Source organism: Stakelama marina (genome assembly GCF_018122655.1).
GTDB lineage: Bacteria > Pseudomonadota > Alphaproteobacteria > Sphingomonadales > Sphingomonadaceae > Sphingomonas > Sphingomonas marina.
Window position 1 is genome coordinate 707,790 of the sequence record NZ_JAGRQC010000001.1, and the last position, 16,021, is coordinate 723,810.

At 62.4% G+C, this 16,021-nt stretch carries 14 protein-coding genes; 4 read left to right on the plus strand and 10 right to left on the minus strand.

Annotated features, from left to right (window positions below; genetic code table 11):
• Positions 1-52: 52 nt before the first annotated feature.
• Together J7S20_RS03370 and J7S20_RS03375 are read right to left on the minus strand one after the other, a co-directional pair.
• On the minus strand, positions 53-289 hold the full coding sequence (locus J7S20_RS03370; protein ID WP_284052813.1) for a hypothetical protein: 237 nt from the start codon (positions 287-289) through the stop codon (positions 53-55).
• A 129-nt stretch (positions 290-418) separates the two neighbouring features.
• Positions 419-1,831 (minus strand): M28 family peptidase, encoded by a 1,413-nt coding sequence (locus tag J7S20_RS03375; RefSeq protein WP_284052814.1) that lies wholly within the window; start codon positions 1,829-1,831, stop codon positions 419-421.
• A gap of 103 nt (positions 1,832-1,934) precedes the next feature.
• Here J7S20_RS03375 and ettA point away from each other — a divergent pair, with 103 nt between their 5' ends.
• Complete coding sequence (ettA, locus tag J7S20_RS03380) at positions 1,935-3,614, plus strand: energy-dependent translational throttle protein EttA (protein WP_284052815.1); 1,680 nt, start codon at positions 1,935-1,937, stop codon at positions 3,612-3,614.
• Positions 3,615-3,625: 11 nt separating this feature from the next.
• Here ettA and J7S20_RS03385 read toward each other — a convergent pair whose 3' ends face one another.
• From J7S20_RS03385 to J7S20_RS03420, 8 genes are all read right to left on the minus strand, one after another.
• Entirely contained in the window at positions 3,626-5,158 is a 1,533-nt protein-coding gene (locus tag J7S20_RS03385) for a tryptophan halogenase family protein (RefSeq protein WP_284052816.1), read from the minus strand.
• 162 nt (positions 5,159-5,320) lie between these two features.
• The gene (locus J7S20_RS03390) at positions 5,321-6,799 is read right to left on the minus strand and encodes a M48 family metalloprotease (protein WP_284052817.1); all 1,479 of its coding nucleotides are present in this window, start codon (positions 6,797-6,799) and stop codon (positions 5,321-5,323) included.
• An 82-nt stretch (positions 6,800-6,881) separates the two neighbouring features.
• Entirely contained in the window at positions 6,882-8,540 is a 1,659-nt protein-coding gene (locus tag J7S20_RS03395) for a M28 family metallopeptidase (protein ID WP_284052818.1), read from the minus strand.
• 31 nt (positions 8,541-8,571) lie between these two features.
• On the minus strand, positions 8,572-10,023 hold the full coding sequence (gene putP / locus J7S20_RS03400; protein WP_284052819.1) for a sodium/proline symporter PutP: 1,452 nt from the start codon (positions 10,021-10,023) through the stop codon (positions 8,572-8,574).
• Positions 10,024-10,286: 263 nt separating this feature from the next.
• Complete coding sequence (locus J7S20_RS03405; RefSeq protein WP_284052820.1) at positions 10,287-11,018, minus strand: NYN domain-containing protein; 732 nt, start codon at positions 11,016-11,018, stop codon at positions 10,287-10,289.
• Between the two features lie 65 nt (positions 11,019-11,083).
• Complete coding sequence (locus J7S20_RS03410; protein WP_284052821.1) at positions 11,084-11,335, minus strand: hypothetical protein; 252 nt, start codon at positions 11,333-11,335, stop codon at positions 11,084-11,086.
• A 38-nt stretch (positions 11,336-11,373) separates the two neighbouring features.
• Positions 11,374-11,856: a transcription elongation factor GreB gene (gene greB, locus J7S20_RS03415; RefSeq protein WP_284052822.1), complete on the minus strand. Its 483-nt coding sequence runs from the start codon at positions 11,854-11,856 to the stop codon at positions 11,374-11,376.
• 9 nt (positions 11,857-11,865) lie between these two features.
• Positions 11,866-13,893, minus strand: a complete 2,028-nt coding sequence (locus tag J7S20_RS03420; protein WP_430980913.1) for a lytic transglycosylase domain-containing protein — start codon at positions 13,891-13,893, stop codon at positions 11,866-11,868.
• A gap of 72 nt (positions 13,894-13,965) precedes the next feature.
• Between J7S20_RS03420 and dapA the strand changes: the two genes are divergently transcribed.
• The 3 genes from dapA to J7S20_RS03435 all read left to right on the plus strand — a co-directional run bounded on the left by dapA (position 13,966) and on the right by J7S20_RS03435 (position 15,953).
• A complete protein-coding gene (gene dapA, locus J7S20_RS03425) occupies positions 13,966-14,844 on the plus strand; it encodes a 4-hydroxy-tetrahydrodipicolinate synthase (protein ID WP_284052824.1) in 879 nt (292 codons plus the stop codon).
• A 76-nt stretch (positions 14,845-14,920) separates the two neighbouring features.
• Entirely contained in the window at positions 14,921-15,403 is a 483-nt protein-coding gene (smpB, locus tag J7S20_RS03430) for an SsrA-binding protein SmpB (RefSeq protein WP_284052825.1), read from the plus strand.
• Positions 15,369-15,953 (plus strand): DUF2062 domain-containing protein, encoded by a 585-nt coding sequence (locus J7S20_RS03435; protein ID WP_284052826.1) that lies wholly within the window; start codon positions 15,369-15,371, stop codon positions 15,951-15,953. The genes smpB and J7S20_RS03435 overlap by 35 nt, the downstream gene beginning before the upstream one ends.
• The last annotated feature ends 68 nt before the right edge of the window (positions 15,954-16,021 follow it).

A 16,021-nucleotide genomic window follows, 5' to 3' on the forward strand; every position in this document is an offset into this window, starting at 1 on the left:
ACGCCCTTTTCCGAACTATCGAGCGCAGGCAGATCGCCCGCGCGCCAACCGATTACTCGGCGTCTTCGATGTTGTCGGCGGCCGCTTCCGCGTTGTCCGCCATGTTTTCCATCATCATCTCGTTCGCGTCGGTGGTCGCGTTGTCCGCCATCGCGTCGTAGTTGTCAGCGGTCATTTCGAGGTTCGCGGCCATGTTCTCGGCGGCGGCGTTGTCCGCATTCTCAGGCGAGCTGCAGGCGGCCAGGGTCATCAGGCCGGCGGCAGCAGCGACGAAAACGATCTTCTTCATTCAGTTGCTCCCAAATAATCTGTTTCGCGCCCGACCCGAACGCCGTCGCGAAGCGCCCCAAATAGCGTGCGCAGCAACAGCGTCAAATGGAAATTCATCGGACAGCAAGGTCGCGAAGCGCTATTTACCCTATTTCCGGGGGGTGACCGGCCCGATCTTTTCCGGTGCGTCGGCGACGATTGCCAGCATTGCGGTCCAGGCAGCCACATTCTGACGCATCTGTTCGGGATCGACTCGGTCGAGAACGTCTTCGGGCGTGTGGTGCCAGTCGAAATAACGAAGCCCCGACTGGTTGAGGTCGATCGCCGCCACGCCCTTGCGCATGATCGGGCCGACATCGGCGCCGTCGCCGCCAACGCCTTCGCCGCGGGTGATGCCGAGCGGTGCGAGCGCGCGTTGCAGGCGGTCGGCTATCGCCGAAGCATTGTCCGGAAGGTTGGTTTCGAACCGCCAGATGCGATCCGCGCCGAAATCCGATTCCGCCGCCGCGACGTGATGATCGTCGCCATGCGCTTCGGCATAGGCTTTTCCGCCGAACACGCCGACTTCCTCCGCGCCGAACCAGACGAGCCGGATCGTCCGGCGGGCTCCGCCCGCATCCATGATGCGCTTTGCCGCGGCGGTGGTGATCGCAACGCCCGATGCGTCGTCGATCGCGCCTGTGCCGAGGTCCCAGCTATCGAGATGCCCGCCGATCAGCACGATGCCGGCGTCGGGATCGTGTCCGGGCACTTCCGCGACGACATTGCCGGACTGGTGAATGCCGGTCTGCCGCGGCGTGAGGAGCAGATGAAGCCTTACCGGCTCGCCGCGTGCGACGATGCGTTCCAGGTTGTCGGCGTCCTCGGTCGAAAGCGCAGCTGCCGGGATCGGCGTCACGCCGTCGCCAAAACGGGTCGCACCGGCGTGCGGCGCACGGCTGTGGTCGGTGCCGATCGAGCGGATGACAATCGCCGCTGCGCCTTTGCGCGCGGCGATATCGGGACCGGTGAAACGCGCCCTGCCGAACTGGCCGTAACCGCTGCCGTCCGGGGTGGGCTGCATCTGGTTCGATACGAAGGCGATCTTGCCTTTCAGGCTGTCTGCGGGCGCGTTGACGAGATCGCCGTAGGTCGGGAAATAAACGACCTCGGCCGTCAGCCCTTGCGCGGGCGTCGCGCCCGAATTGCCGAGCGCGGTCAGGCGGAGCGGCTGGCGGTACGGGGCCACGACTTCCGCCGTTTCCTCGCCACGCACCCAGACCGGCATGTCGAACGGTTCGATATGGACGTTTGCGAAGCCCAGCGACTTGAGCTTTGCGACCGCCCAATCGCGCGCCCGGGCTTCGGCTTCGGTACCGGCGAGGCGCGGTCCGACCTCCGACGTCAGCCCTTCGGTGATCGAATATGCGAGATCGTCCTTCAGCGCGGCGTCACGCAATTCGGTCACCTTGTCGGGCAGCGAAACGGTGTAGCCGGCGGGAACATCCTCCTGGGCGAAGGCGGGGGCGGAGCTGAGGGCGAGGGCGGCGACGCTCGCCGCGAAGGTGGCAAGATGGATCATCGGCCTTGCCTAATCGCCGGCTGGCGGTTTGCCAACGGCGCATCGCGTCGCTATGTGCGCGCGCATATCCCGCAATCGACATGCTGTACGGAGTTTCCCGGCAATGGCCGCTCAATACGCCTTCGTGATGAAGGACATGACCAAGACGTTCCCCGGCGCGCAGAAGCCTGTGCTGTCGAACATCAACCTGCAATTCTATCAGGGCGCGAAGATCGGTATCGTCGGCCCCAACGGCGCCGGTAAATCGACGCTGATGAAGATCATGGCCGGCATCGACACCGATTTTTCGGGCGAGGCATGGCCGGGCGAGAACATCACCGTCGGCTATCTGGCGCAGGAACCGCAGCTCGATCCGAACAAGACCGTTCTCGAAAACGTCAAGGACGGTGCACGCGAAACCGCCGACATGGTCGAGCGCTTCAACGCCATCTCCGCCGAAATGGGCGATCCCAAGGACGACACCGATTTCGACGCGCTGATGGAGGAAATGGGCGTCCTTCAGGAAAAGATCGACGCGGTCGATGGCTGGACGCTCGACAACCAGCTCGAGATCGCGATGGAGGCGTTGCGCTGTCCGCCGCCGGAGGCGTCGGTCGAAAATCTGTCGGGTGGTGAGAAGCGCCGCGTGGCGCTGACGCGGCTGCTGATCCAGAAGCCGTCGATCCTGCTGCTCGACGAGCCGACCAACCATCTCGACGCCGAAAGCGTGCTGTGGCTTGAAAACCACCTTGCCGAATATGCCGGCGCGGTGCTGATGATTACCCACGACCGCTATTTCCTCGACAATGTCGTGGGCTGGATCCTCGAGCTCGATCGCGGAAAATACTTCCCCTACGAAGGCAACTACTCGACCTATCTCGAGAAGAAGGCCAAGCGCATGGAGCAGGAAGAGCGCGAGGAAAGCGGTCGGCAAAAGGCGCTTTCACGCGAACTCGAATGGATCCGGCAGACGCCGTCCGCGCGCCAGACCAAGTCCAAGGCGCGTATCCGCAAGTTCGAAGCGCTGCAGGACGCACAGGGCGACCGCAAGCCCGGCAAGGCGCAGATCGTCATCCAGGTACCGGAGCGCCTGGGCGGCAAGGTGATCGAGGCCAACAACATCTCGAAGGCTTATGGCGACAAGCTGTTGTTCGAGGATCTGTCCTTCACGCTGCCGCCGGGCGGCATTGTGGGCGTGATCGGCCCGAACGGCGCGGGTAAATCGACGCTGTTCAAGATCATCACCGGACAGGAAGAACCCGATTCGGGTTCGATCGACATCGGCGACACCGTTCGTCTGGGCTATGTCGACCAGAGCCGCGACGACCTCGATCCGACGAACAATGTCTGGGAGGAAATCTCCGACAAGCTCGATTATATGAAGGTCAACGGCCACGACATGTCGACGCGTGCCTATGTCGGCGCGTTCAACTTCAAGGGCCAGGACCAGCAGAAGAACGTCGGCAAGCTGTCGGGCGGTGAGCGCAACCGCGTTCACATGGCGAAGATGCTGAAGCAGGGCGGCAACGTCCTGCTGCTCGACGAGCCGACCAACGACCTCGACGTCGAAACGCTGGGCGCGCTGGAAGAGGCGATCGAGAATTTCGCCGGTTGCGCCGTGGTCATCAGCCACGACCGCTTCTTCCTCGACCGTCTGGCGACGCACATCCTCGCGTTCGAGGGCGACAGCCATGTCGAGTGGTTCGAAGGAAATTTCGAATCCTATGAAGAAGACAAGCGCCGCCGGCTGGGCGACGCCGCCGACCGTCCGACGCGGCTTCAGTACAAGAAGCTGACGCGTTGATGTTTAGCTAATTAGGATTCGCAGCTCCCCGGATGCGCATGCTTTAGCATTGCCTCGATATAGGCTTTATGGCTCGGCATATTGGCGACCGCCCGTTGGATATCGGATCGGATTGCATCCAAACCGTTTGCGAGACTGTCCCCGGGAATACAGTCTGTAAACGGATCGTGGGTTTCGCCGTGCAGTCCTTGACCTTCCATCACGGCTGTCCAGCTTACCGGACCGAATAGATCATCGTCGCTTTTGAATGTCCGCCCGTAACCGCGATAAAGATCGATCCGTTCGCGGAGCGTTTCGGGGATTTTCTCCGTTCGTCGATCTTGCCAGAATTTCTCTGTTCGAGCGTTGGTATGATAGTGGAGGACGATGAAGTCTCGAACGCGTTCAAATTCCGACGCGACGCTTCGATTATAGAAATCGATATCAGCCTGCCTGAAATCCTTTGTGGGCATCAGGTTCAGAAGTCGCTCAAGGCCAGTCTGCAGGAGGTGTATGCTGGTTGACTCAAGGGGCTCGATAAATCCCGCGGAGAGACCGATAGCCACTACATTGCGTTTCCATGCCGTGTTTCGACGGCCGGTTCTGAAACGGATGAGGCGGGGAGAGGCCGTCGCCTTTGTCGAAAGATTGGCCATGAGCTCCGTCTGCGCTGCTTCCTCGTCGATGTAGCTGCTGCAATATACATAACCATTGCTAGTGCGATCCTGCAGGGGAATGCGCCACTGCCAACCCGCCGTTCCTGCTTTCGCGCGCGTAAAGGGGGGAAGATCAGGCAATGGCTCCGATTGGACAACAACCGCCCGGTCGCATGGAAGAAATCGGGACCAGTCGATGAATCCTACGTCCATTGCTCCGCCGATGAGCAATGCCCGAAATCCAGTACAGTCGATGAAGAGATCGCCATGCAGTTTGCTGCCGTTTTCCAGAGCGATTGAGGCTACAGAGCCATCCTCCATGCGGTGACCAACGACTTTGCTATCGTGCCGCGTCACGCCGCGTCTTTCTGCTATTTCTGCGAGATAGGCCGCGTAGAGCGTTGCATCAAAGTGGAGAGCGTAACTCGTGAATCCCCTCTGGCCGGACGGCGAGGGTGACTTGTGATCAAACTTGCGGGCCGCTGCGGCGACGGCGTTCAGCGAATATTCTTCCAGATTTCCCGCGCGCCGGCCGCCGACAGCGCTTCGAAAGCGTCGCCAATAGTGTGGGAACGCTATGGGGCCGACAATCCGACCATATGAACCGAAAGGGTGGAAGTAGCGTTCTCCGGACTTCGCCCATCCATCAAACTCTATTCCGAGTTTGTAGGTTCCCTTCGTTCGACGAATTAATTCCGGCTCGTCTATGCCTAGCATCTGGTTTATTTTGAGAATCGAAGGGATAGTCGCTTCGCCGACGCCGACAGTTGGGATGGCAGAAGATTCAACGAGATGTATTTCGCAATATTCGCGGGGGAACCAGCGCGATAAAACAGCGGCGGACATCCAGCCCGCGGTTCCGCCGCCGACGATGACGATGTTCCGAATGGCATTGCCCTCAGACTGCATTCATTCCCCCTAATCGGCCCAAGGCCTTTCTTGCTAATGCTGGGGAGGGGTGCAAGTCCTGGCATGCGAAGATCGTCATTGCGAAAGTTTGAAACGCGACGATACGGCAAGGCTTGAGGCGATTGCCGGGCGGCGGCGCAGGCGCGCGCCGCCCGGTTCGCGTTACCGGGTTACGATCTTCACTTTCTGACCCGCCTGTAGCGTTGCATTGGCAGACATGCCGTTGAGCGCGAGGAAGCGGTCGAGCTTGTGGTCGGTGAACGCCATGCGCGCGGCGAGCGATGCGGGGGTATCGCCCGACTGCACCGTTACGACGCGGACATATTTCGGCTTGATCGCGGCTGCCTGCTGCGCCGAAAGCCGGCGGAACGACTGCACCATGCTGCCGGCCGCGCCCAGGCCCTGACCCGCCGGGGTCAGCACGACGAAATGATATGCCTGGTTCGCCGATGTTTCATAAGCGAACACCGTCACATCGACCTGGCCGGACTGCGTGTTGGCGCGGGTCTGTGCATAGGCTGCCGGGATGCCGTTGATCGTCGTGCGCTGTACAGGCGCCGATGTGCCCGAGCTGACGCCGAGATCCTGCAAGACCTTGCCGACATAATTCTGCAGGTTTCCCGAATAGGCTGCGGTGCTGAACATCGCTTGGGTGTTCGGCCCCTTGATGGTCACCGCCTGTGCGCTGTTCGACATCGTGAAACCCTGCGGCACCGTAAAGGCGATGCGCAGCTTCGGATGCAGGAAATCGCGACCGTCGATGATTCCGTTGTCGGGATTGTCGCCGTACAGCATCCCGTCGATTGCCGAGAGGTAGGCGTCTCTGTCGCGGGGCAGGGTGGTTCCGCCGATCTGCTGCGCTTCGGTGAGGGCGGCGCGAACGCGGTCTGCCGAATCGGGGTGCGTGCTGGCCCATTCAGGGACCGACCGGGTGTTGCCGCTCAATTGCTGATCGAGCGCGTCCTGCCGCGCGAGATCGTCGAGCACCGAGGCTAGCGCGCCGGTGTCATAGCCCGCACTCTTGAGATATTTGACGCCGAGATTGTCGGCCTGCGCCTCCTGGCTGCGTGAATAGCCGAGCGTTGCCAGTTGCGCGCCGGTGCCGATGCCCTGACCGAGATACTGGCCAAGGCGCGAATTGCCGGTGACGGCACCCACCAGCACCTGACCAAGCGCTCCGAGGACGCTGTTGGTCTGCGACGCCGTCTGGCGCTTCTGGCTGTGTCGCGCGGCGACGTGGGCGACCTCATGCCCCAGCACGCCGGCCAGCTCCGCCTCGTCGTTCATCAGCGCCATCAGCCCGCGGGTGACATAGACATAGCCGCCGGGGGTGGCGAAGGCGTTGTTCACCGGCGTATCGAGCACGGTGACGGTGAAGCTGCCGGGATCGGATGAGAGTCCCGACTGAACCGCGATGCGCTGGCCGACGCGCCGCGCCATCGCATCGACCCGGGCGTTCTGATAAACGCCGCCATATTCGCTGACGATCTGGTCGCGCGCCTGCGTGCCCTGTTGCCGCTCCGAGGCGCTGATCGGTGCTGCCTGACCGGCAGTTACGGGTGGTGCGCTTCCCAGTCCCGCCGCGCAGCCCGCAAGCGCGAACGGGGCGGCACAGATCAACAACCGACTTCGGATACTCATTCACTCTCTCCCTGTCATGCAGGGAGGGGAAAGCCGCGCGCGCGAAATCGTTCCGTTTGGGTGACGATCCTGTGCGCGTTCGTCAGTTGTTGCGCTGGTCCGCGGTCTTCTGGCGAATTTTCGCGAACGAGAAATCGGGACGCCATTTGGGCCATTCGCGCGAATTGGCGAGCTTGTTACCGATGTCGTAGAACAGATCGACATCCTGGGCCGCGCCCTTCAGATTCCAATCGGGCGTCCAGGCATCGCACGTCTGGTGGTAGCACTTCATGTAGGCGTCGAGCCATGCCTGGCCTTTTTCGGTGCCGCCCTGAACGAGATCGGGCGGTCCGCCGAGCGCCATCAGCAGGAGCGAGGGTACGCCGCGCTTTACGACGGAAAAGTGGTCTGCGCGGAAGAACAGGCCGCGCTCGGTAAACGTCTCGGGAACGACGGTGCGACCCTGTGTGCTCGCGAACTGTTCAAGATCCTTGTCGAGCGAAGAATTGCCCTTGCCGACCAGCACGACGTTCTTGGCCGGGCCGGCGGTCTGGAGAATGTCGAACGTCAGGTCGGCGACGGTCTTCGACAGCGGATAGACCGGATGAACCGCGTAATATTCCGACCCGAGCAGGCCACGCTCCTCACCGGTCCATAGCGCAAAGACCAGAGAACGGTCCGGCCGCGGTTGCGATTTGAACATCCGCGCGAGTTCGAGAACCGCAGCGACGCCGAGTCCGTCGTCATTGGCGCCGCGGCGAATGGTATTGCCCTCGGCATCGGGCTTGCCACGACCATAGGCATCCCAGTGCGCGCCGAACATGATCGTTTCGTCGGGGTGCTGGGTGCCGGAGATCTTGGCAAGAACATTGCTGCTCTTGATCGTCTTGCTCGTGACCGGAAGATCGGCCGAAAAGCTTTCGCCGGTCAGCGTCACCGGGTGGAAGTCGGCCGAACGGGCGGCAACGCGCAGCTTTGCCAGGTCGAGCCCGGCGGCGCTGAACATCTGCTTGGCAAGGTCGCCGCGAATCCAGCCCTGGAGCGGCACCGTCTTTTCATCGGCGCTACGGACGATGTCGTAATTCTCGCCATTGGAGGCGGACACCGTGCTCCAGCCATAGCCGGCGGCGTCGGTATCGTGGATGATGAGCGCGGCGGCGGCGCCGCGGCGCGCAGCCTCTTCGAACTTGTACGTCCAGCGGCCGTAATAGGTCATCCGCCGGTCGCCGAACCGGCCCTTGGCATCCTCACCGTCCTTCGCCGCGAAGTCGGGATCGTTCACGAGGAAGACCGCGACCTTGCCGTGCAGATCGACGCCCTTGTAGTCGTCCCACTTGGCCTCTGGCGCATCGACGCCGTAGCCGACGAAGACGAGCGGTGCCTTGTCGATCGTGATGCGCTGTGTTGGCTGGACCGTCGTGACGTTGATGTTGTCGCCCTGATCGAGCGCGATGGGCTTTCCATCGGCGCTGATACCCATCGTTCCGTCGCTGCCAACCTGCGTGTGGACCATCGGAACGGTCTGCGTCCATTGGCCGTTAGGACCGCCGGGCTGCAACCCCATCGCCTTCAGCCGCTTCACCAGATACGCGACCGTCTGATCTTCGCCGGGAGTGCCGGGGCTGCGGCCGCCAAATGCGTCCGACGACAGCATCTTAACCGTTTCGGTCATGTGCGCCGGATCGGCCTGTGGCGCCTTGTCCTGCGCAAGAGCGGGAGCAGCGAGCGACAGCGCTCCTATCACCAGAGCCAGTTTACGCATCGCATACTCCCGTTCGTCCCAATTTTACGCGTTACTCCGCAGCGGTCAGCGGCCGTGCGGTTTCGGCGTTCTTGCCGCTTTCGGCAAGGCTGATCAGCCAGATCGAAAGCCACGAGATCGCAAATCCCGGCACGATTTCATAGAGCCAGTCGCTCCAGCCGAGCGCGATCCATATGCCGACGGTGATCGCACCGAGGATCATGCCGACCAGCGCACCGTTTCGCGTCGTCTTTTCCCAGGTCAGGCTGAGGATGACCAGCGGACCGAAGGCCGCGCCGAAGCCGGCCCAGGCGTGGCTGACGATGTTGAGCACCGACGCGCCGGGGTTCCACGCAATCGCCAGTGCGACCAGCGCGACCAGCAGCACCGAAAGGCGTCCTGCGAGCACCAGTTCCTTCTGGCTCGCATTGCGGCGGAAGAAGCGGCGATAATAATCCTCTACCAGCGAGCTCGACGACACGAGCAGCTGAGAGCTGATCGTCGACATGACGGCAGCCAGGATCGCGGCGAGCAGGAAGCCCGAAATCCACGGGTTGAACAGCACGTCGGACAGGATGATGAAGATCTTTTCGGGGTCATCGACAACGACGTTGTTTTCGGTCGCATAGGCAAGGCCGGCGAGACCGACCGAAAGCGAACCGATCAGCGTCACGAACATCCAGCCCATGCCGATATTACGCGAGGTCGGAACCTCGTCGCGCGACCGGATAGCCATGAAGCGCACGATGATGTGCGGCTGGCCGAAATAGCCGAGGCCCCAGGCGATCGAGGAAATGAATCCGAGGACACCGACGCCCTTCAACAGGCTCATATGCGACGGGTCGACCGAGCGGATCACTTCGCCTGCATGGTTCCAGCCGCCCGCGCCGTTGAGCGCGACGATCGGGATCATGATCATGGCGACGAACATGATGCAGCCCTGAACGAAGTCGGTAAGGCTGACCGCGAGGAAGCCGCCGAAAAGCGTATATGCAATAACGACGCCGCCGGTCAGCAGCACGCCGAGCAGATAGCTTTCGCCGAATGCGGTATCGAACAGCTTGCCGCCGGCGACGAGCCCGGAAGCGGTGTAGAGCGTGAAGAAGATCACGATAACCGCAGAGGACACGACCTGGAGCGTTTCGCCGCGCGGGAAACGCTTGCCGAAATAGTCTGGAATGGTCAGCGCATCGCCGACCTCGACCGTGCGGTCGCGAAGGCGAGGAGCGACCACCAGCCAGTTGGTGAGCGCGCCGAAGAACAAACCGACACCGATCCAGGCCTGCGACAGGCCCGAGGCGAACATTGCGCCCGGAAGGCCGAGCATCAACCAGCCCGACATATCGGCGGCACCGGCGCTTAGCGCGGTTACCCCAGGTCCAAGCGAGCGGCCGCCGAGGACATATCCGTCGATGTCGCTCGTCGATTTGCGCCAGGCATAAAAACCGATGCCCAGCATCGCGATGAAGTAGATGGCGAGGCTTACAATCGTTCCTATTTGCATGGCAGGTCACCTAACAAAGGAATTCGATCAGGCCAACCCTCCAAAATCGGCGGCTGGCGGCGCGTGGTGTCGGCGTTTTTGTCGGTGCCGGCGCCAAAAACTATATGTGCTTCATAGCACTTGGCGCTGGTGAAACATATTTAGCAATCGCCGCGTCAGAAGAAATTTTCGTAGCGGCGTTTTTTCTCGGTGGCAGTTCGGTTTTTTGTTCCGAGCGGCGAAGATTTAGGTAAGCGCTTCCGTTACTTGCGCACGTGGGATGCTCAGCGAAGCCGCTTGACGAAAATCTGCCCGTTGTCGCGCCGTTCGATCTGGAAGTTTGGCACCGCCTCGATCAGGTCGGACAATCGGGCATAGCCGAAATTGCGCGTATCGAAGCTCGAGCGGTTTCCCGCGCGCTTGCCCACCTCGGACAGGCTCGCAAAGCCGCGTTCGTCGCGTTTGGCGGCGTTATATGCATCGATCAGCAATCGCAGAAGGTCGCTATCGACGCCGCTTTCGCCCTGATTTTTCGTCGCATCGGCGGATTCCGAAGCTTCCGCCTCGTGCGACTTGACGAGCGCGGATACGTCGATGAACCGCGTGCAGGCTTCGCGAAAGCCCTCGGGTGTGCGGTCGGTCCCGAAGCCGTATACCGGTAACCCGTCCTGGCGGATGCGCATCGCCAGCGGCATGAAATCGCTGTCCGACGACAGGATGCCGAAGCCGGTGACGCGACCGCGGAACAGCAGGTCCATCGCGTCGATGGTCATCCGCATGTCGGTGGCGTTCTTGCCCTTGGTTATGTCGAATTGCTGATACGGCTCGATGCCGTGTTTCAGCGTCATATCGGCCCAGCCCTTGAGCGCCTGCTTGCGCCAGTTTCCGTAAACCCGGCGGATGTTGACGGTCCCAAGCTCGGCGAGAACCGTCAACACCGGATCGATGGCGGATGGCGACGCATTGTCGGCGTCGATCAGCAGGGCGATGTTGCCCGTGGGCGTAAGGTCGGTCATGCGCGCGGTTCAAGCATCCGCGACGCGCGTTCGCAAGTCCGCAGGGCGACAACTTATAAGGGCCATCAGCCGCGCGCGCGGTCGCTGGGATAGGCCGCATCGTTGCGAATATCGGTTTCCTTGGTCGCGCGGGTATGCGTATCCGGCTTTTCGACGCGGTCTTCCTCGTCGGTCGTGGCAACATCGCGCTGAAGATTGCCGCCCGAGCGGCCGCTTTCGCCGGGGGCGTTTTCGGCGCGGTCGATGATCTCGCTATCGTCGTGGTCGCGCGCGCTTTCGGTGCGGGGGTTTTCCATCGCTTCCTTCTCCGTTTCCATGGTTCTGCACCAATGGCGGAAGGGCCTTGCGCGTTCCCTCAGGCGGACGGATATTCGATCGCGACGATTTCATATTCGCGCTCGCCGGCGGGCAGCGAAACGCGGCGCAGGTCGCCGATCGAGGCGCCGCGCAGCGCACGGGCAAGCGGCGCGTTCCAGCCGACAAGCCCCTTGCCCGCATCGGCTTCGTCGTCGCCCACCAGTGTGAGCGTGCGTTCGTTATCGTCCTCGTCGGCGATGGTCACGGTCGCGCCGAAGAACACCCGGTCCCGATCGGGTTGTTGCGCCGGGTCCAGCACTTTCGCCGCCTTCATGCGGCGCGACAGCCAGCCGAGGCGGCGATCAATCTCGCGCAGCCGCTTGCGGCCATAGATATAATCGCCGTTCTCCGAACGATCGCCATTACCCGCCGCCCAGGCGATCGTTTCGACCAGCCTGGGGCGCTCATCGGCGAACAGCGCGTCATATTCGGCCTTCAGCGCGTGATAGCCGGTCGGGGTAATGTAATTGGGACGATCCATGGCAGGCGTTCAGCCCGGCTGGTTCTTGCCCAGATACCAGGAAAGGTTGTCCGGCCCGTGCGACAGCGCCTTCTGCTTGTTGAGCAGGTCGTAGACGACGGCGTTCTCCAGCACGCGCTGAACGTAATTCTTGGTTTCGTAGATCGGGATCTGTTCGATCCAGGTCAGGACATCGACCGACGATGTGCGAGGATCGCCATTGGCGCGGATCCATTTGTTCACATTGCCCGGCCCGGCATTATAGGCCGCGACGGCGAGCGGATAGCTGCCGTCATAATAGCGCAGCATCCGTTGGAAATAGGACGATCCGAGCTGGATATTATAGTCCGGGTTCACCGTCAGCGAGTCCGAGCTGTAAGCGAGACCCAGCTTGCCTGCCGCCTCTCGCGCGGTTGCGGGCATCAGCTGCATCAGGCCGCGCGCACCGGCATGGCTGGTCGCTGCGCGGTCGAACTGGCTTTCCTGCCGTGCGATCGCGTGGATCATCGTCCAGTTGTCCTGGTAGCCCGGGGGGACCGCAACCGACGGATAGGCGAGCGCGGTATATTCGCTGTAGCCGTTCAGTCGCGCGCTGCGACCGATCATCACCGCCAGATCTGGACGGTTGATCGACTTTGAAAGCTCCATCGCCAGCGCATGATCGTCGTCCGACTTCGCGTTGACCGCGATCTGGCGGACGAAATCGGTCTGGTCGTCATGGTCGCCCTGTTTGCCGAGCAGTTGCGCGGCGCGCACCACCCCGCTGGAATAGAATGCCTGGCGGACGGCGGGGGCGACGGTCGGCAGCGTCGTGCCGCTCGGTTCGTGGAGCGGCTGGCCCATCCGTTCCATCGCCAATTGGCCATAGAACAGGTCGGGATGGTGCGCGGCCTCGGTAAAGAAGCTCGTCGCCTTGTCCTGCTTGCCTGCCATCTGCGCAGCGCGTCCGGCCCAATAAAGTCCCTTGGACTGGGTCTGCGGCGTGCGCGAGCCGTGCGCATAGCGCGCGAACATTTCCATCGCGTCGGCAGGGCGGTTGAGCTTCTGCATCGCGGTGGTACCGGCCAGCCAGACGAGGCTGGTATAGTCGTCGCGCTCGCCAAGCGGACGCGTGCTGACATCGGTCGCGAACGGATAGGCATCATCGACCTGATGCGCGATGTCGTAGGCGAGTTGATAATGATGGTCGTTGAACGCCCCGCGCGCATTGGCGAGCAGCACTTCGTACCAGTCCTCCACCTCGCGCGGGCGTGTCGACAGATTGTGCGGCTGTGAAAGATACTCGCGCGCCTCTCGGGCGCGACCGTTGCTGACGAGCCAGGTCGCGCGGTCGGCGATGAAGCCGGCGTCATGCCGGGCAGGACCGGTGACCGCGGCATCGAGCGCGGAGGCCTGACCCGAATCGGTGCGGAAGGCTAGCCGCGCCGCCAGCGTCGGGCGGGCGCCCGAGGAAACGAACGGCAGCGCACGCGCCGCCGAGGAGGTTGCGCCCTGCCAGAGCAGTTCGTCCATCCGGGCGTCGTAGTCGGCGGCTGTGAACGCGCCGGGGAAGGTGGACATCAGGCGCGCTTCGTCGTCCGAGCGCATCAGCCCCGCACGCCATGCGTCTCGCGCCTGCTGGTTGGCCTTGTCGGCCTGTCCGCTGGCGAGCAGCGCCACGGCGTATTTTACGCGCCCCGTAGAGCTGAGCGGCGGGAAACGGTCGAAAAAGCGAACCGCAAGCGTCGGCGAATAGCTGTTGAGGTCAAGCGCGCCTTCGGCTGCGATTCGTCGGCTTTTCTGGCCCGGCCAGTCGGGATGCGAGAGCAGGAAGTTCGCATATTCGGAAAAATCGTATCCGTCCGACTGCTGCAACCGCTTCCACTCGGCAATCGCCGAAGACAATGCGGCATCGTCGGCGGGTGGCTTTGCCTGCGGGGGCGTCGGTTGGACCATCTGGCCTTGCAGCGACACGGGCAACAGGTTGGCGGGGCCAGCCTCGGGAGCTTGCGCGGGCTGGACTGCCGCGCCGGAAACACCGGCGAGCAGGGCGACTTTGGTTACGAACGCGACTAGCATGCTGGACATGATACGGAATCCCGCCCTATCTGCCAGTACTGATTTTGCACGATCCGGAGTATTTCGTCACTCATGTTTTCCGGCTCCATTCCCGCACTCGTAACCCCGTTCCGTAACGGCGAGGTTGCCGAAGATGCTTACCGCGATCTGGTTGAATGGCAGATTAGCGAAGGATCGTCCGCGCTCGTGCCGTGCGGAACGACCGGAGAAGCGGCGACAATGCCCGCGGAAGAACATTTCCGTGTCGTGCGCATCTGCGTCGATCAGGCGAAGGGGCGCGTCCCCGTGATCGCGGGTGCGGGATCGAACGACACGCGCGTAGCGACGGCGAACCTGAAAGCGGCGAAAGAGGCCGGCGCGGACGCCGCGCTGATGGTTCCGCCATATTATAACCGCCCCAACCAGGAAGGCATTTTCCGCCATTTCGAAGCGGTGGCGAGCGGATGCGACCTGCCGATCATTCTGTACAACGTGCCCGGCCGTACCGTCACCGACATCGCGGTCGAGACGATGGGCAGGATCGCAGTGGCGTTCAGCAATGTCGTCGGCGTGAAGGATGCGACCGGCGTGATCCAGCGAGTCTCGGCGCAGCGCGCGGCATGCGGTTCCGATTTCTGCCAGCTTTCGGGGAATGACGACATGGCGCTTGCCTTCATGGCGATGGGGGGCAGGGGGTGCATCTCCGTCACGGCGAATGTCGCGCCGAAGCTTTGCGCCGAGTTTCAGGCAGCGTGCCTGGCGGGCGATTATGCAGAGGCGCTCGACTATCAGGACCGGCTTTTCCCGCTCCACGGTGCGCTGTTCAGCGATGCTTCGCCGGGACCGGTGAAATATGCGATGACGCGCGTTCGTCCCGGCTTCCCCGGTGACCTGCGTCTGCCGATGACGCCGGCAGGCGAGGCGAGCCGGAGCGCGGTCGATGCCGCGCTGGAATATGCCGGTCTGGTGTGATTCGGAGCATGGGGCCAGAGGCTAGGGTCGCGCCGGGCTTTTCCTTTTCGTCGCCACCGCCTACATCGCGGCTCCCATGTCCCGACCCAAGCCATCCACCTTCGACAAGAAGAAGACCGTCGCCGAAAACCGGCGCGCACGTTTCGACTATTCTATAGAGGATGTGTACGAAGCGGGAATCGCGCTCACCGGGACGGAGGTCAAAAGCCTGCGTTTCGGCGAGGGTTCTATTGCGGAGAGCTATGCCGAGGTGCGCGACGGCGAAGTCTGGCTGATCAATTCGAACGTGCCGGAATTCAGTCACGGGAACCGGTTCAATCACGAACCGAAGCGCCCTCGTAAATTGCTCCTTCATGACCGCGAGATAAGAAAGCTCCACGGAGCGGTCGCGCGTCAGGGCATGACGCTCGTCCCGCTGTCGATCTATTTCAACGGGCGCGGCCGGGCGAAGCTCGAGCTGGCGCTGGCAAAGGGCAAAAAGGCGCATGACAAGCGCGCGACGATCAAGGAGCGGGACTGGCAGCGTGACAAGCAAAGGCTCCTCCGCGATCGAGGCTGAACATACGGTTTTCTCTCGGGCGGTCGGCTGGATTCGTCGCAACCTTCCCCGGCGCGAGCATTTCGAACGGAACCGGTGGCTGCGACCGGTGGCGCACCGCGTCCTCGCGCCGGCGCTGTGGCGTTTCACCCGCCGATCGGTACCGCGCGGCGTGGCGCTCGGCGTCGTTACCGGTATCCTTGCTCCGGTTGCGCAGATCCCCTTGTCGGCGGTTCTGGCGCTGCCGTTTCGCGCCAACATCCCGGCCGCCGCGCTGACCACCTTCATCACCAACCCGTTCACGACGCCCGCGATCTGGGTGGGGGCCTATTGGACCGGCAAGTGGATGCTCGATTTCGATCGTGCGGTGCCGGCAGGCCGGATCGCCAGCAAGGTGGCCGAAAATACGGGATGGCTGCATTGGCTGATTGCCGATGCCGGGCCAGCTACCGCGATCGGGCTGATTACGCTTTCGATCGGCGGAGCGATACTTGGATATGCGGCCAGTTCAGTGGGATGGCGGCTGTGGATTGCGCGTAAGTGGAAACGGCGGAGCGTTGGCGTCCATTGACACCGGCGTTTGACTTCGCTGATACAGTATAACAACATAGTTTCACGCGATACCAATCTACAGCAGAG

Coding starts and splice junctions, on each gene's coding strand:
- J7S20_RS03370 (WP_284052813.1), bottom strand. CDS start 289: ATGAAGAAGATCGTTTTCGTCGCTGCTGCCGCCGGCCTGATGACCCTG.
- J7S20_RS03375 (WP_284052814.1), bottom strand. CDS start 1,831: ATGATCCATCTTGCCACCTTCGCGGCGAGCGTCGCCGCCCTCGCCCTC.
- ettA (WP_284052815.1), top strand. CDS start 1,935: ATGGCCGCTCAATACGCCTTCGTGATGAAGGACATGACCAAGACGTTC.
- J7S20_RS03385 (WP_284052816.1), bottom strand. CDS start 5,158: ATGCAGTCTGAGGGCAATGCCATTCGGAACATCGTCATCGTCGGCGGC.
- J7S20_RS03390 (WP_284052817.1), bottom strand. CDS start 6,799: ATGAGTATCCGAAGTCGGTTGTTGATCTGTGCCGCCCCGTTCGCGCTT.
- J7S20_RS03395 (WP_284052818.1), bottom strand. CDS start 8,540: ATGCGTAAACTGGCTCTGGTGATAGGAGCGCTGTCGCTCGCTGCTCCC.
- putP (WP_284052819.1), bottom strand. CDS start 10,023: ATGCAAATAGGAACGATTGTAAGCCTCGCCATCTACTTCATCGCGATG.
- J7S20_RS03405 (WP_284052820.1), bottom strand. CDS start 11,018: ATGACCGACCTTACGCCCACGGGCAACATCGCCCTGCTGATCGACGCC.
- J7S20_RS03410 (WP_284052821.1), bottom strand. CDS start 11,335: ATGGAAACGGAGAAGGAAGCGATGGAAAACCCCCGCACCGAAAGCGCG.
- greB (WP_284052822.1), bottom strand. CDS start 11,856: ATGGATCGTCCCAATTACATTACCCCGACCGGCTATCACGCGCTGAAG.
- J7S20_RS03420 (WP_430980913.1), bottom strand. CDS start 13,893: ATGCTAGTCGCGTTCGTAACCAAAGTCGCCCTGCTCGCCGGTGTTTCC.
- dapA (WP_284052824.1), top strand. CDS start 13,966: ATGTTTTCCGGCTCCATTCCCGCACTCGTAACCCCGTTCCGTAACGGC.
- smpB (WP_284052825.1), top strand. CDS start 14,921: ATGTCCCGACCCAAGCCATCCACCTTCGACAAGAAGAAGACCGTCGCC.